The following is a 15,656-nucleotide window of genomic DNA, read 5'->3' on the forward strand; positions in this document are numbered from 1 at the left end:
GTAGATTGCCGATCGCTCCCATGAACCTGAGAACGATCGGTCAGACACCATAAATCAGCGTGCCAGCGCCAGCGCTACACCCTGACCGCCACCAATGCAGAGCGTGGCCAGGCCCTTTTTGGCGTCGCGTTTGATCATTTCATGCAGCAGTGTCACCAGCACGCGGCAACCCGAAGCACCAATGGGATGGCCCAAGGCGATGGCTCCGCCATTGACGTTGACCTTGTCCAGGTTCAGGCCCAGCTCCTTGGCGACCGACAGCGACTGAGCGGCAAACGCTTCGTTGGCTTCTATCAGGTCCAGCTCTTCCAGTGACCAGCCAGCCTTGTCCAGGCAGCGGCGGGTCGCGCTGACCGGGCCGATGCCCATGATGGCCGGGTCTACGCCCGCATTGGCATAACCGGCTATGCGCGCCAGTACCGGCAGGCCCAGTTGCTCGGCCTTGGCTGCACTCATCAGCATGACGGCCGCTGCGCCGTCGTTGATGGACGAAGCGTTGCCAGCGGTGACTGTGCCGTCTTTCTTGAAGGCTGCCTTGAGCTTGCCCAAAGACTCGGCGGTGGTGCCCGCGCGTGGTTGTTCATCGGTGTCGAAGCGCAGCGGATCGCCTTTGCGCTGGGGAATCAGGATCGGAGTGATTTCATCCGCGAAACGTCCGGCTTCGATGGCGGCAACGGCGTGCTGCTGGGACGTGGCAGCGAATTCGTCTTGTGCCTGACGGCTGATGTCGTACTTGTCGGCGAGGTTTTCTGCGGTAATGCCCATGTGATAGTCGTTGAAGGCGTCCCACAGGCCGTCGCTGATCATGGTGTCTACCAGAGAGGCGTGGCCCATGCGCAGACCGGTGCGTGCGCCGGGCATCACATAGTTGGAGAGGCTCATGTTTTCCTGGCCACCGGCGATGATGATCTCGGCATCGCCGCAACGAATCGCCTGGGTGGCCAGGTGCAGCGCCTTGAGGCCTGAGCCACAGACCTTGTTCAGCGTCATGGCGGGCACTGCAAACGGCAGCCCGGCCTTGATTGCGGCCTGACGCGCCGGGTTTTGTCCGGCACCTGCGGTCAGAACCTGGCCCATGATGACTTCATCGATCTGCCCGCCATCCACGCCGGTCTGGGTCAGGAGCTGGCGAATGACGGCTGCGCCCAGCTCCACGGCAGGAATACTGGCCAGTGAGCCCTGGAAGCTGCCGACGGCAGTCCGGGTGGCGGCAACGATAACGACGTCTTGCATGGTGCTGATCCTCATTGTTATTGGGCTGGGCCGGCTGACGGCGCGGCGTGATCAATGGACTCATGTTGGCACATATGCAAAGCCCGATTCCAACCGGGAACCCGGTGGTCATCTTATACAGGGGCCATTCTTCGTTGCGCCCGATGAATGGAACCGTTGCGCACCGCCCAGCGCAGGATCGGCGCGCAGCCATTGACGCCTGTGCGAATCATCCTGCGCCGCCAGGGACCTTGTTCGACATCGAGCATTTCGCAGGCCCAGAGTGGCAGCAGGTCGATCCCGGCCTGCATCATCAGGGCGCCAAAGGGTTTGACCAGCCTGTTGGGGGCTGGCTCGTTGAGCAGCAGGCGCATCACCTCGCGGCTGCGGTCGTCGCACAGCAGATGCCCGCGAATGTTGTCCAGATAATCGGCAATCTGTTGGCGTGAGCGCGGTACATCACGGGCGCCCAGGCGTTCGGCGATGAGGGCGGTTTCGGCGTAGTAGGTATCCTGCCCGTCCAGTGACAGCTCAGGGTCGAGATAGCGCAGGTGCGCAGCAAGAAAACTGCTGACTTCCGCCACATGCACCCAGGTCAGCAAGTCAGGGTCGCTGGCGGCATAAGGCCGGCCGTCTGGTGCAGTACCCGTGACTTGCAGATGGATGGTGCGGACCTTTTCGATCAGCCAGTTCGCGTCATGGGTGGCGCCGAACGTGGTGCCTGCAAGGAACTGTCCGGTTCTTCGCAAGCGGCCGAGCATGTCCTCGCGAAAACTGGAGTGATCCCAGACCCCGGCCAGCGCCAGTGGGTGCAGCGCCTGAAGCATCAAGGCGCTGATGCCGCCGATCAGCATGCTGGTGAAGTCTCCATGCACTCGCCAGCAAATGGCTTGAGGGCCGAACAGGCCGGGATCTCCCTTGGGATTTTCCAGATCCAGTTGGCCCAATGACAATCCGGTCAGGCTCATGACCTGGGTTTCTATATGACGACGAATGAATTCCATGTGCTCTCGGTTACAGCGGCGGGCATGGTGCAGACCATGCCTCGCTTGCCTCATCGATTCAAGCGTTTGTCGATCAGGTTATCCACAACCCCGGGATCGGCCAGGGTCGAGGTATCGCCCAGGTTATCGAGTTCGTTGCTGGCGATCTTGCGCAGGATACGCCGCATGATCTTGCCCGAGCGGGTCTTGGGCAGTGCAGGCGCCCACTGGATCAGGTCGGGCCGGGCGAATTTGCCGATCTCCTTGCTGACATGGGCCAGCAACTCGTTTTGCAGGTCATCGCTGGGTTCGATGCCGTTGATGAGGGTGACAAAGGCATAGATGCCCATGCCTTTCACGTCGTGGGGATAACCCACCACCGCGGCTTCGGCGATCTTGTCGTGCAGCACCAGCGCGCTTTCGACTTCGGCTGTCCCGATCCGGTGGCCAGACACATTGAGCACGTCGTCCACACGGCCGGTGATCCAGTAATCGCCATCTTCGTCACGGCGTGCCCCGTCGCCGGTGAAGTAATACCCTGCACAAGGTTTGAAGTAGGTGTCGATCATGCGTTGCGGGTCGCCGTAGACACTGCGGATCTGTCCCGGCCAACTGGCTTTGATGGCCAGCAGGCCGCTGCCGGGGCCCTGGATTTCCTGGCCTTGCTCATCAAGCAGTACGGGCTGCACGCCAAACATGGGCTGTGTCGCGCAGCCGGGTTTGAACTGGCTGGCGCCGATCAGGGGCGTGAGCATGATGCCGCCGGTTTCGGTCTGCCACCAGGTATCGACGATAGGGCAGCGCTCTTTGCCCACTTGATGAAAATACCATTCCCAGGCTTGGGGATTGATCGGTTCGCCGACACTGCCCAGCAGCCGCAGGCTTTCCCGTGAAGTACCTTGCAGAGGCGCCGGGCCTTCGCGCATCAAGGCTCGCAGGGCGGTGGGTGCGGTGTAGAAGATATTGACCTGATGCTTGTCGATGACCTTCCAGAAGCGTGAGGCATCCGGGTAATTGGGTACGCCCTCGAACATCAGCGTCGTCGCGCCATTGGCAAGCGGGCCGTAGACGATGTAGCTGTGGCCGGTGACCCAGCCGACGTCCGCCGTACACCAGAAAACCTCGCCATCGCGGTAATCGAACACATGCTTGTAAGTCATGGCCGCCTGCAGCAGATAGCCGCCGGTGGTATGCATCACGCCCTTGGGTTTGCCGGTGCTGCCGGAGGTATAAAGAATAAACAGCGGGTCTTCGGCGTCCATGGGTTCTGGCGGGCAGTCATCGCTGATGCCGTGAAGTGCCTCGTGATACCAGAGGTCGCGGCCCTTGACCCAGTCGACTTCTCCCTGGGTTCGCTCCACTACCAGCACGGTGCTCACGTTCGGGCAGCTTTGCAGCGCCTTGTCGACGTTGTGTTTCATGGGGATATATTTGCCGCCCCGTATGCCTTCATCGGCGGTGATGACCGTGTGGCAGTCCGAGTCCAGGATCCGGTCGCGCAGGGCATCGGGAGAAAAGCCGCCAAATACCACCGAATGCACGGCGCCGATGCGAGCGCAGGCGAGCATGGCGTAGGCGGCTTCAGGAATCATCGGCATGTAGATACACACCCGGTCGCCTTTGCGGACGCCGCGAATCTTCAGGACATTGGCCAGCCGGGAAACGTTGTGGTGCAGCTTCCTGTAGGTGACTTCTGCGGATTCGGTCGGGTTGTCGCCTTCCCAGATCAGCGCGATCCGGTCGCCTCTGCCTTGCAGGTGACGGTCGATGTAGTTGTAACTGACATTGAGTTTGCCGCCCTTGAACCAGCTTGCCTGTCCGGTGCTGAAGTCTGAGCTGTGGACCTCGTCCCAGGGCGCCGACCAGTCGAGAAAAGTGGCGGCTTGTTCGGCCCAGAATTGCTCGGGGTTATCCACAGACTGGCGATACAGGCGTTTATAATCGACCGGGCTCAGTTGTGCGGCCAGGCTTGTGGCGTAGGCTTTGGGGAATGCGCGGATATCGAACATGATCGGCTTCCTTGTTCTTGTGTGGGTACAAGAATAGAAGCCGGTGAGGGATAGCGAATGGATTCACTCCCACACTGCAGGAGCGGATTCATTCGCGAGGGCGGGCAGGCGCGGTGGCGGCCCCGGGAGGTGTTGATCAGGCCTTGGGTCGAAGCATCTTCGGCAGGGTCTTCGATACCGCCTGTCAGGCGCTGGTAAACACCTTTGCCCAGCTCCTTGCCCAGCTCGACGCCCCATTGGTCGAAGGCGTTGATGCCCCAGATCACGCTCTGTACGAAAACCTTGTGTTCGTACATTGCCACCAGTGCGCCCAGACGGCGCGGGCTGATGCGCTCCACCACCAGGGTGTTGCTCGGACGGTTGCCCGGAATGACCTTGTGCGGCGCAATCTGCTGCACCTGTTCTTCCGGTACGCCCTTTTCACGCAACTCGGCTTCGGCTTCGGCGCGGGTCTTGCCCAGCATCAGCGCCTGGCTCTGGGACAGGCAGTTGGCGTACAGCCACTGGTGATGGTCGGCAACCGGGTTGAAGCTGACGATCGGCACGATGAAATCCGCCGGGATCAGTTGGGTGCCTTGATGCAGCAACTGGTGATAAGCGTGCTGACCGTTGCAGCCTACGCCGCCCCAGATGACCGGACCGGTATCGGTGGACACCGGCGTGCCGTCCTGGCGTACGCTCTTGCCGTTGGATTCCATGTCCAGCTGCTGCAAGTGCTTGGTGATGTTACGCAGGTAGTGGTCGTAAGGCAGGATCGCGTGGCTCTGGGAGCCCCAGAAGTTGCCATACCACACGCCCAGCAAGGCCAGCAGCACCGGCATGTTCTTCTCGAACGGCGCGCTCTGGAAGTGCTGGTCCATGGTGTAGGCACCCGACAACAGCTCCTTGAAGTTGGACATGCCGATGGCCAGCGCGATAGGCAGGCCGATGGCCGACCACAGCGAGTAACGACCGCCGACCCAGTCCCACATCGGGAAGATATTCTCTTCACGGATACCGAATGCAACCGCTGCCGCGTTGTTGCTCGATACCGCGATGAAGTGACGGTACAGCTCGGCCTCGGAGCCCCCTTGAGCCAGATACCAGGCGCGTGCTGCCTGGGCGTTCTTCAGGGTTTCCAGGGTGTTGAAGGATTTCGACGAAACGATGAACAGCGTGGTTTCGGCGCGGATCTTCATCGACAGTTCGTGGAATTCACTGCCGTCGATATTGGCCAGGTAATGGCAGCGCACGCCTTTGTGGGCGTACGACAACAGGGCTTCGGACACCAGCTCCGGGCCGAGGAACGAGCCACCGATGCCGATGTTCACCACGTCGGTGATGGGCTTCTCGGTGTAACCGCGCCACAGGCCATCGTGAATGCGTCCGACCAGCTCGGTGATCTGGTTGAGAACCTTGTGGACTTCCGGCATCACGTTGACGCCATTGACCAGCAGCTTGTCGCCAACCGGGCGGCGCAGCGCGGTGTGCAGCGCCGGACGACCTTCGGAGGAGTTGACCAGTTCGCCGTCGTATTGTGCCTGGATAGCTTCCTTCAGGCCGACCTCATTGGCCAGGTTGACCAGCAGGTCCTGGGTTTCGCCGGTAATCAGGTTTTTCGAGTAGTCGAGAAACAGGCCGCAACTGCTGAGGGTGAATTGGCTGAAGCGTTGCGGATCTGCATTGAACGCATCGCGCATGCTGAAATCCTGCATGGCTTGGCGGTGTTGACTCAGCGCCTGCCAGGCGGGCAGAGCGGTCACATCAGAAGGATTGCGGTAGTACGCCATCGCTGCGGGTTTCCTTTAACTTGAACTGCCTTGGAGGTTGAAAAGCCAGATCGCAAACTTGAATGCTCGGCAACTCAACGGAGACTACCCCCCGCATGCCTGTTTGTCTGCGCTCTGTCTTACATGAGGCCGGTACTATTTCACACAAGCTGAGTGTTGTGCTGTGTATGGGATTGCCTAAGCAACCTGTACCGGTATGGCATTACTGGTATGGCTAAGTTCATTGCCCGGCGCCATATAAAGCATGCGTGGCTTGAAATCGACCAGTTCGGCATCGGAATACTGAGCATAGGCGCAGATGATCACACGGTCGCCGACTTTCGCCTTGTGAGCGGCGGCACCGTTGACCGAAATCATGCGCGAACCTTCTTCACCACGGATGGCATAGGTGGTGAAACGCTCGCCGTTATCGATGTTGTAGATCTGGATCTGCTCGTATTCGCGAATCCCCGACAGGTCCAGCCACTCGCCATCGATGGCGCATGAGCCTTCGTAGTCGAGCACGGCGTGAGTGACTTCTGCACGGTGCAGTTTGGCTTTGAGCATCACGGTGTGCATCTTGTTGTTATTCCTTGGTCAGGTGCAGATTGTCGATCAGGCGGGTCTTGCCCAGAAAGGCGGCAACCAGAATGACCAGATCACGGTCTTCTTCGGTGGCAGGGCGCAGGCTGGTGGCGTCGCGCACTTCCAGATAGTCGATACGGAAACCTTCGGCTTCCAGGGTTTTCTTGCCGATGTCGACCAAGCTGTTGATCGCTTCGTTGCTGCGAATGCCATCGGCTACGGTGCTGAGAACGCGATACAGCGCAGGCGCCTTGGCGCGCTGCTCTTCGCTCAGGTAACCGTTGCGCGACGACAAGGCCAGGCCATCGGCGGCGCGAACGGTCGGCTCGCCAATGATCTGGATCGGCATGTTCAGATCCCGGACCAGTGCCCGGATCACTGCCAGTTGCTGAAAGTCTTTCTCGCCAAACACGGCCAGGTCAGGCTGAACCATGTTGAACAGCTTGCTGACCACGGTGGCAACGCCGTCGAAATGGCCGGGTCGGCTGGCACCGCACAGTCCTTCGGACAGATGTGGAACGCTGACCAGCGTCTGATCGGCCATGCCGTGTGGGTACATTTCTTCGACGCTGGGCGTGAACAGCAGGTTGCAACCGGCTTCCAGCAGTTTTTCCTTGTCGGCATCGAGGGTGCGCGGGTAGCTCGCCAGGTCTTCGTTGGGGCCGAACTGCAGCGGGTTGACGAAAATGGTGGCGACCACGAAGTCCGCCCGCTGGCTCGCCCGGGTCACCAGTGCGGCGTGACCGCTGTGCAGGTTGCCCATCGTGGGCGTCAAGGCAATCCGTTTACCTTCGCTGCGGGCGCGAGCGACGGCGGCGCGCAGGTCCAGTACGGTTTTTACTGTGTTCATGCCGAGAATCCGTGTTCAGTTGCCGGGAAGCTGACGTTTTTGACTGCGCTGACGTAGGCCTGGATGGCCGACTGAATGTCAGGCTGGCCGACCATGAAGTTCTTGACGAACTTGGGGACGCGACCGCTGATGGACAGGCCGAGCATGTCATGCAGCACCAGCACCTGACCGTCGGTGGCGCTGCCGGCGCCGATACCGATGACAGGGACTTTCACCGCCTGGGTGATTTCCTCGGCCAGTTCGCTCGGTACGCACTCCAGCAGGATCATGGCGGCGCCAGCCTGTTCCAGGGTAATGGCATCGGCACGCATCTGGCGGGCCTGGGCTTCCAGACGGCCCTGAACCTTGTAGCCACCCAGCACGTTCACCGATTGTGGCGTGAGGCCCATGTGGGCGCAGACCGGAATGCCACGGTCGGCGAGCAGGCGTATCGACTCGGCCAGCCACGCAGCACCTTCGACCTTGACCATGTGCGCACCCGCCTGCATGAGCGTGGTGCTGTTGGTGAAGGTCTGTTCGAGGGTGGCGTTGGCCATGAACGGCAGGTCGGCAAGAATCAGCGCGCCCTGATTGCCGCGTTTGACGCAGGCAACGTGATAGGCCATTTCGGCGGTCGTCACCGGCAAGGTGCTGTCATGGCCCTGCAGGACCATACCCAGCGAGTCACCCACCAGCAACACTTCGACACCCGCCTGGCTGGCGGTATGGGCGAAGGTCGCGTCGTAGCAGGTCAGCATGGTGATTTTCTCACCTTTCTGCTTGAGGGCCAGCAGCGACGTAACAGTTATATCAGGCATCTAAAAGTCTCCATCAGGCGCTGTGCACACTGCGGCGATTCATCTTGGAAAAGCAGGCACACCGTCGTGTCGCGGTGTTTCGCAAAGGCCTGTTTCGCGCCCATTCACCAACGGGTTGGCGGCGGGAGGCCTATCTTCGTGAGGAGGGGGCATGAAGTCAATTGCAGGTGTTACCCGTTTTCATCATCGGTTACAGATGTGTAGTAACGGGTGACACGTCAGGTTTACGCCGTAGCGGACAAACGCTCCAGGCCCTCGTATGGGCAAGCGGCCAGTAACTGCTCCAGCGTGCGCCCGTCAGCCAGATCCAGCCGGGGAGCGAGTTCTGCCAGCGGGTAGAGAACGAAGGGGCGGGCCTGCATGTGATAGTGCGGCACTTTCAGGCGTGGCTCGTCGATCAGCCGCTCGCCGAACAGAAGAATATCCAGGTCCAGCGTGCGCGGGCCCCAGCGTTCATGACGCTCGCGGCCCTGGTCCAGTTCGATGACTTGCAAGGCATCGAGCAGTTCCAGCGGTGCCAGTGCGGTGTCCAGTGCTGCAACGGCATTGGTATAGCGGGGCTGGCCGGGCAGCAGCGAGTCGCTGACGTAAAAGGACGAAACGCCTGCCAACTGGCTCTGTGGCAATAGCGCCAGTGCGTCGAGTGCATGGCGCAACTGCTCGGCCGGGTCAGCGAGGTTGCTGCCCAGGCCTATATAGACACGTTCGCGGCTCGAGACCTTACTCACCGGACGCCTCGGCGTCCCGTTTGCGTTTGGCGCCGCTGCTGCGACGACGCTTGCGAGGGCCTGTGCCGGTTGCTTCGGGCTTGTTGCCCAAGTCACGAATCATGTCTCGGCGCTGGCTGTCGTTGCTGTCCTGATAATCGGTCCACCACTCGCCCAGACCGTCGGTCTGCTCGCCTGCGGTTTCGCGCAGCAGCAGGAAGTCGTAACCGGCACGGAAGCGTGGATTGTCGAGCAGCAGGTCGGCGCGTTTGCCGGAGCGGCGCGGCAGACGTTCCTGCATGTCCCAGATCTCGCGGATCGGCATGGTGAAACGCTTGGGAATCGCGATGCGCTGGCATTGCTCGATGATCAACTCGTGCGCGGCTTCCTGCATGGCCGCAATCGGCGGCATGCCGCGCTCTTGCAGGCGCAGCACCTTGGCAGGCAGGGCTGGCCACAGCAGGGCGGCGAACAGGAACGCCGGTGTTACCGGCTTGTTCTGCTTGATGCGCAGGTCGGTGTTGATCAAGGCATTGCTGATCAGGGTATGGGTGTAGGTCGGGTTGTATTCCAGGGCCTTGGAGCTGGCCGGGAACAGGGGATCGAACAGCTCCAGGTCCACCAGCATTTCAAAGGTGGGTTCGGCGTGGCCGGACAGGAACAGCTTGAGCACTTCTTCGAACAGACGGGCCGAGGGTATATCACGCAGCATCGGCGCCAGCGGGCGAATCGGCAGGGTGCTGTGCTTTTCGATACCGAAATCCAGCTTGGCTGCGAAACGCACGGCGCGCAGCATGCGCACCGGATCTTCCTTGTAACGCTGCTCGGGGTCGCCGATCAGGCGGATCAGGCGGTTGCGAATGTCGTGTACGCCGTTGGCGTAATCGAGCACCCGTTCGCTGACCGGATCGTAATACAGCGCGTTGATCGTGAAGTCCCGGCGCTGGGCGTCTTCTTCCAGCGTGCCATAGACGTTGTCACGCAGGATGCGGCCGCTTTCATTGCGCGAGGACTGGTTGCTGTCCTCTTCTTCCTCGTCCTGAGGATGATTGGCGCGGAAGGTCGCAACTTCGATGATTTCCCGGCCAAAGTGGATATGGACCAGCTTGAAGCGGCGTCCAATGATCCGGGCGTTACGGAATTCTGCACGCACCTGTTCAGGTGTGGCGCTGGTTGCTACGTCGAAATCCTTGGGCTCGATATTGAGCATCAGGTCGCGCACGCAGCCACCGACCAGATAGGCCTGGTAGCCAGCGTTTTGCAGGCGCTCGACGATATTGACCGCATGACGGCTGAACTGGCTGCGCTGCAGCGAATGCTGGCTGCTATTGAGCACTTCAGGCGTGGTGCGCGTGTGTTGCTGCGGTTTACGCACCGGGGAACGGAATGACTGGAACAGCTTCTTCAGCATGGGATGCACTGTTTGAAGGAATATTCGGCCAAAATGAAGAATGGCCGCACGATGGGCGGGGATTCTAGCATTTAGTCGGGGGATGGTGTAGGACGCTGCGCATCGGGCATCAAAGGAAGGGATTCAAAAGCTCTGGAAGCTACTGGGGGAGCCGAAGCTCCCCCAAAGTGCGTGCTCTTTATTTTTATTGTCTTGTCGGGCTTCTTGTTTTTGTTGAGTGCCCATTCACAGGGTTTAGCCTGTGAAATCTCCCAATCGGGAGTCAAGAGCAAACGGATTGCTTTGGTCGCTGCGTTGCAATGATCATTCGATCCAACCAGTTCAGGCGCTACCTAAGGGTAGTTTTTATTATTCTCGGCCTGGTTGCGGGGCAAGCCCCAAATACAACTCCTCTCCAAAAGAATCAGTTAGCTGCGCCTCCGCGGTCTTGTTCTTGTTATGCGTGAGTCGATTCGTCTTATTTTTATTATGGGTGTCGTACTGCTTGTTGTTCTTCTTGTACTAAGCATATAGCAGAAGGTGTGCCAACTTTGTTAAACCCAATGAAACCGGGGCTTTGCGGGGTTTCGGCTTTTTGGGCAGGTACAAAAAAGCCGGGCTTCGTTACCGTAAGACCCGGCTTTTGTTACGTAGGAGGTACGAAGGTAACAGTTTTGTTAACTGGCCTGCGCATCCCGACGCAGAGCCTTTTCAGGTTTCGTTGGCGACCCCTTTGCGGCGCGGAATACCCAGTCGCTGGCGGCGTTCCCACAGGCACTTGCGGCTGACGCCCAGTTTGCGTGCCAGTTCGGTCTCTGTCATGTGATCCTGATGTTCCAGGACGAAGTGCTGGAAGTAGTCTTCCAGTGACAGGTCTTCGGTGGGCTCGCTGTTGGTCGAGTTCGCCGAGGCGGGCAGGGGCGCCAGGCCCATGTACTCGTCGTCATTCAGACCGTCGAGCTCGATGTCGATACCCAGCAGGTCGGCAGAGATTTCCGGGTTCTCGCACAGAATCACCGAGCGTTCCACGGCGTTTTCCAGCTCTCGCACGTTACCCGGCCAGCTGTAATGACGGATGGCCTGTTCGGCGTCGGGGGCAAACTTCAGATCATTGCGGCCAGCCTTGGCGCTTTGGCGAACCAGAAAGGCGCGGGCGATTTCGAGCACGTCGTTACCGCGTTCGCGCAATGCAGGCAGTTTCAGCGCGATCACGTGCAGACGGTAATAAAGGTCTTCGCGAAACTCGCCATTCTTGGCCAGGGTCTTGAGGTCCCGGTGGGTCGCGGCGATCAGGCGTACATCGACTTTCTGTGACTGCACGGAGCCGACGCGACGAATCTCGCCTTCCTGCAGGACGCGCAGGAGCCTGGCCTGTGCTTCCAGAGGCAGCTCACCGATTTCGTCGAGAAACAGGGTGCCGCCATCGGCCGCTTCAACCAGACCTGCGCGACCTGCGCTGGCACCGGTAAAGGCACCTTTTTCATGGCCGAACAGCTCGGACTCGATCAGGGATTCGGGAATCGCTGCGCAGTTCACGGAAATCATCGGTGCCTTGGCGCGTCGCGACAGATTATGCAGTGCGCGGGCGACCAGTTCCTTGCCGGTCCCGGATTCGCCCTGAACCAGAACGTTGGAATCTGTGGGCGCGACTTTGCGGATCTTGCTGTAGAGATCGAGCATGGGCGGGCAGGAGCCGATGATGCCGATCTCGCCGTTCTGCGTAGCGCCCTTGTCGGCACCGTTGGCTTTGGCGGGGGCGTTGCGTTCGGCCTGCTGGTTTGAGCTGGTCTGACGATCACGCAGGATGCGCGCAACAGCCTGCAGCATTTCATCGTGGTCAAAGGGTTTGGCGATGTAATCCACCGCGCCCATTTTCATGGAGTCCACGGCCGAGCGCAGGCTGGCATAGCTGGTCATGATCAGCACAGGCTTGCCTTCACCGAGCTTGATCAGTTCGGTGCCAGGAGCGCCAGGCAGTCGCAGGTCGCTGACGATCAGGTCGAACGAGGGGATGTTGAAACGCTCCTGAGCCTCGGGTACCGAACCTGCCTCGCTGACTTCGTACTGGTTACGCTCAAGCAGACGGCGCAGGGCCGAGCGGATAATGGTTTCGTCTTCGACGATCAAAATATGCGGCATCGATTCAGTTCTCTCGACGGTCTCAGTTCACGGCGGACGTCGCTTCGACATGGCGCGGCAAGGTTATCCGGATACGGGTTCCTCGCTGCTGCTCGGGGTCAGCCGGGCTGTCGATGGTGATTTGTCCATAATGCTCTTCAACGATGGAATAGACCAGTGCGAGACCTAGCCCGGTTCCTTCTCCCGGTTCCTTGGTGGTGAAGAATGGTTCAAACAATCGATCCATGATTGCCTTGGGAATTCCACTGCCTTCGTCTTCGACGATCAGATCCACAGTATGTTCGGATGCTTCGCTCTTGACCCTGACAGCGCTGCCGGAGGGCGAGGCGTCACGGGCGTTGGAGAGCAGATTGATCAGGACCTGTGCCAGCCGTTGCGGGTCGCCATCGACCTTGTGCTGCGGGTTGCACAGGTTATAGAAATGGACTTCGAAGTTGCGACGGTTGAGCGCCAGCAGACCAATGGCATCCTGCGCGACCTCGGCCAGACAGACGGCCTCGTCGTTATGCTGGTGAGCGCCGGCGTGAGCGAAGCTCATCAAGGATTGCACGATGCGCGAGACACGTTTGGTCTGTTCGAGGATCTGACTGCTGATCTCTTTGATCTCGTCATCTTCCTCTCGTTCCTCGCGCAGGTTCTGTGCAAGGCAGGCGATGCCGGTAATGGGGTTGCCGATTTCATGAGCTACGCCGGCCGCCAGACGACCGATGCTGGCCAGACGTTCCGAGTGCACCAGCTTGTCTTCCAGCATCTGGGTTTCGGTCAGGTCTTCGACCAGCACTACCAGACCGCTGCTACCGGGGGCCAGCGGCTCGTCGATAGCGGCCTTGTGCAGGTTGAGCCAGCGGGTCTGGCCGTCCAGGGCGAGCTTCTGTTTGTGCAAGTGCTCATCCGGCACATTGATAAAACCCGTCAGCAGGCCTTTCCAGGGTTCGCCGATGGTTTCCAGTCGCGAGCCCACGACACGCTGGGCGACAATGCCGGTCAGTTCTTCCATGGCCCGGTTCCACATCAGGATTTCCTGATCCTTGGCCAGCGAGCACACCCCCATGGGCAGTTCCTGAAGCGTCTGGCGGTGATAGCGGCGCAAGGCATCGAGCTCGGCGGCAAGACCGGTCAGGCGCGAGTGATAGTCTTCGAGGCGACTCTCGATGAAGTGAATGTCTTCGGTGACGTATTTCTCGTTGCCGGACTTATAAGGCAGAAAGGTTTCCACCATGTCCTGGGCCACGCTCGGCCCCATCAGGCCGGACAGGTTGGCTTCGATCCGGTCACGCAGGCGACGCAAGGCATAAGGACGGCGCTCGTCAAAAGGCAGATACAGGTCGCGCAGCGCCTGCTCGACTTCCTTCTGTGCGGCCTTTGCACCCAGCGGTTTGGCCAGTTGCGTGGCGAACTCCTGGGGCGACACGGCATACAGTTCGCGGCGCTGCGGGCGACGAACATTGTCGACGGCACAGGCCTCGGCGGCGCTGACTTCTTCCGGGCTTGCATTGGTGAACAGCGAGATCAGGGTGAACAACAGGACGTTGGCTGCCAGCGAGGCGATGGCTGCCATGTGCCAACTGGTGTCGTCCAGCACGTAGATCATGTTCAGCAAGGGAATATAGAAACCCTGCAGGTTGCCGATCAGCGGTAGCAGCATGCCGACGATCCAGACCACCGTTCCGGCCAGCAGGCCTGCAATGAAACCGCGCCGGTTGGCGGTCGGCCAATACAGCACCGACAGCACGCCGGGCAGGAATTGCAGGGTCGCGACGAAGGCGACGATGCCCAGGTTGGCCAGATCCTGTTGCGCGCCGAGCATGAGGTAGAAGCAGTAGCCCGCCGTGATGATCGCCACGATCAGGCCGCGACGTGTCCACTTCAGCCAGCGATAGATATTGCCCTCGGCCGGTGGCTGATAAAGCGGCAGCACCAGATGGTTGAGGGCCATGCCCGACAGCGCCAGGGTGGTGACGATAATCAGCCCGCTGGACGCCGCGAGCCCGCCCACATAAGCCATCAGCGCCAGTGGCTTGCTGTTGGCGGCGATGCCGATCCCCAGGGTGAAATACTCGGGGCTGGTGGTAGCGCCCAGCTTGAGGCCCGCCCACAGAATCAGAGGCACGGCGAGGCTGATCAGCAGCAGGAAAAGCGGCAGGCCCCAGCTTGCGCTGACCAGTGCGCGGGGATTGAGGTTTTCGGTGAAGGTCATGTGATACATGTGCGGCATCACGATGGCCGAGGCGAAAAACACCAGCAGCAATGTGCGCCATGGACCTTCCTGCAAAGGCGTGTGCAGCGAGGCCAGGGCGGTCTGGTTTTGCAGCAGCCAGAGTTCCAGATGCTGCGGGCCGTCGAATACGCCATACAAGGCATAAAGGCCGATACCGCCCAGGGCGATCAGTTTGATCAGCGACTCGAAAGCAACAGCGAACACCAGGCCTTCATGCTTTTCCCGGGTCGCGATATGCCGTGAGCCGAAGAAAATGGTGAACAGTGTGATCAACGCACAGAACGCCACGGCGACCCTGTCCTGCACCGGTTCGCGGGTCAGGATGCTGATGGAATCGGCCACCGCCTGAATCTGCAGCGCCAACAGCGGCAGCACGCCAATCAGCATGAAAACCGTGGTCAGCGCGCCTGCCCAGGTACTTCTGAAGCGAAAGGCAAACAGATCGGCCAGGGATGAAAGCTGGTAGGTTCGGGTGATCTTGAGAATGGGATAAAGCAGCACCGGCGCCAGCAGAAACGCTCCGGAAACCCCGAGGTAACTGGACAGGAAGCCATAGCCATACTGATAGGCCAGACCGACCGAACCATAGAACGCCCAGGCACTGGCATACACGCCCAGCGAGAGGGTATAGGTCAGCGGGTGACGAATGATCCAGCGTGGGATGACGCCACGCTCACTGATCCATGCAACGCCGAACAGGAGCAGCAGATACCCGGCGCTGACCAGCAGCATCTGCGTGAGGCTAAAGCTCATCGGCATCTCGCTGGCTCTGAAGAATGAAGGTCACCACGATCAGGATCAGCCACAGCATATAAGGGCGATACCAGGCACCTGTCGCATCGATCCACCAGTCCATGATGGCCGGGGAGAAGAGGTAGATGCCTACCACCAGGAGCAAGACCAAACGGTAAATATACATGCGGTCTCCTTCGTTCCTGAGGGTGATGAGGTGCGGCATGGTAACGGATGCCGTACAACCTGCAAGTGTACTTATGCAGGAGTTTTACGCGACCGCTCT

General features: G+C 60.0%; 11 protein-coding genes and 1 pseudogene. All 12 read right to left on the reverse strand.

All coding sequences use genetic code 11. From position 1 onward, the window contains the following. Positions 1-54: 54 nt before the first annotated feature. The 12 genes and pseudogenes from K5D32_RS19800 to K5D32_RS19855 all read right to left on the reverse strand — a co-directional run bounded on the left by K5D32_RS19800 (position 55) and on the right by K5D32_RS19855 (position 15,557). Entirely contained in the window at positions 55-1,233 is a 1,179-nt protein-coding gene (locus K5D32_RS19800; RefSeq protein ID WP_221601528.1) for an acetyl-CoA C-acetyltransferase, read from the reverse strand. Positions 1,234-1,346: 113 nt separating this feature from the next. Next, positions 1,347-2,216, reverse strand: coding sequence for an oxygenase MpaB family protein (locus tag K5D32_RS19805; RefSeq protein ID WP_221593816.1), 870 nt, complete (start codon positions 2,214-2,216; stop codon positions 1,347-1,349). 50 nt (positions 2,217-2,266) lie between these two features. Beyond that, positions 2,267-4,204 carry an acetate--CoA ligase gene (gene acs, locus K5D32_RS19810; protein ID WP_221601529.1) on the reverse strand — a complete coding sequence of 646 codons (1,938 nt, stop codon included), beginning with the start codon at positions 4,202-4,204 and terminating at the stop codon, positions 2,267-2,269. Positions 4,205-4,314: 110 nt separating this feature from the next. Beyond that, positions 4,315-5,973, reverse strand: a pseudogene (pgi, locus tag K5D32_RS19815) (glucose-6-phosphate isomerase); the annotation flags it as partial. Positions 5,974-6,150: 177 nt separating this feature from the next. Further along, the gene (gene panD, locus K5D32_RS19820; protein WP_025258514.1) at positions 6,151-6,531 is read right to left on the reverse strand and encodes an aspartate 1-decarboxylase; all 381 of its coding nucleotides are present in this window, start codon (positions 6,529-6,531) and stop codon (positions 6,151-6,153) included. Between the two features lie 7 nt (positions 6,532-6,538). Next, positions 6,539-7,387, reverse strand: a complete 849-nt coding sequence (gene panC, locus K5D32_RS19825) for a pantoate--beta-alanine ligase (RefSeq protein WP_221577734.1) — start codon at positions 7,385-7,387, stop codon at positions 6,539-6,541. Continuing rightward, complete coding sequence (gene panB / locus K5D32_RS19830) at positions 7,384-8,184, reverse strand: 3-methyl-2-oxobutanoate hydroxymethyltransferase (RefSeq protein ID WP_025258516.1); 801 nt, start codon at positions 8,182-8,184, stop codon at positions 7,384-7,386. The genes panC and panB overlap by 4 nt, the downstream gene beginning before the upstream one ends. A 224-nt stretch (positions 8,185-8,408) precedes the next feature. Then, the gene (gene folK, locus K5D32_RS19835) at positions 8,409-8,912 is read right to left on the reverse strand and encodes a 2-amino-4-hydroxy-6-hydroxymethyldihydropteridine diphosphokinase (RefSeq protein WP_221577735.1); all 504 of its coding nucleotides are present in this window, start codon (positions 8,910-8,912) and stop codon (positions 8,409-8,411) included. Then, a complete protein-coding gene (locus K5D32_RS19840) occupies positions 8,905-10,302 on the reverse strand; it encodes a polynucleotide adenylyltransferase PcnB (protein ID WP_221577736.1) in 1,398 nt (465 codons plus the stop codon). The genes folK and K5D32_RS19840 overlap by 8 nt, the downstream gene beginning before the upstream one ends. A gap of 690 nt (positions 10,303-10,992) precedes the next feature. After that, a complete protein-coding gene (locus K5D32_RS19845) occupies positions 10,993-12,420 on the reverse strand; it encodes a sigma-54 dependent transcriptional regulator (protein ID WP_221601530.1) in 1,428 nt (475 codons plus the stop codon). 22 nt (positions 12,421-12,442) lie between these two features. Beyond that, on the reverse strand, positions 12,443-15,397 hold the full coding sequence (locus K5D32_RS19850; protein ID WP_025258520.1) for a sensor histidine kinase: 2,955 nt from the start codon (positions 15,395-15,397) through the stop codon (positions 12,443-12,445). Beyond that, positions 15,381-15,557, reverse strand: coding sequence for a hypothetical protein (locus K5D32_RS19855; protein ID WP_002552060.1), 177 nt, complete (start codon positions 15,555-15,557; stop codon positions 15,381-15,383). The genes K5D32_RS19850 and K5D32_RS19855 overlap by 17 nt, the downstream gene beginning before the upstream one ends. Positions 15,558-15,656 lie beyond the last annotated feature (99 nt).

This window comes from Pseudomonas cichorii (genome assembly GCF_019719005.1).
GTDB lineage: Bacteria > Pseudomonadota > Gammaproteobacteria > Pseudomonadales > Pseudomonadaceae > Aquipseudomonas > Aquipseudomonas cichorii_E.

Bases quoted from the DNA above. Each gene is read 5' to 3' on its own strand.
- panC (WP_221577734.1), bottom strand. From the start codon at position 7,387: ATGAACACAGTAAAAACCGTACTGGACCTGCGCGCCGCCGTCGCTCGC.
- panB (WP_025258516.1), bottom strand. From the start codon at position 8,184: ATGCCTGATATAACTGTTACGTCGCTGCTGGCCCTCAAGCAGAAAGGT.
- K5D32_RS19850 (WP_025258520.1), bottom strand. From the start codon at position 15,397: ATGCCGATGAGCTTTAGCCTCACGCAGATGCTGCTGGTCAGCGCCGGG.
- K5D32_RS19855 (WP_002552060.1), bottom strand. From the start codon at position 15,557: ATGTATATTTACCGTTTGGTCTTGCTCCTGGTGGTAGGCATCTACCTC.
- K5D32_RS19845 (WP_221601530.1), bottom strand. From the start codon at position 12,420: ATGCCGCATATTTTGATCGTCGAAGACGAAACCATTATCCGCTCGGCC.
- K5D32_RS19840 (WP_221577736.1), bottom strand. From the start codon at position 10,302: ATGCTGAAGAAGCTGTTCCAGTCATTCCGTTCCCCGGTGCGTAAACCG.
- K5D32_RS19805 (WP_221593816.1), bottom strand. From the start codon at position 2,216: ATGGAATTCATTCGTCGTCATATAGAAACCCAGGTCATGAGCCTGACC.
- panD (WP_025258514.1), bottom strand. From the start codon at position 6,531: ATGCACACCGTGATGCTCAAAGCCAAACTGCACCGTGCAGAAGTCACT.
- acs (WP_221601529.1), bottom strand. From the start codon at position 4,204: ATGTTCGATATCCGCGCATTCCCCAAAGCCTACGCCACAAGCCTGGCC.
- K5D32_RS19800 (WP_221601528.1), bottom strand. From the start codon at position 1,233: ATGCAAGACGTCGTTATCGTTGCCGCCACCCGGACTGCCGTCGGCAGC.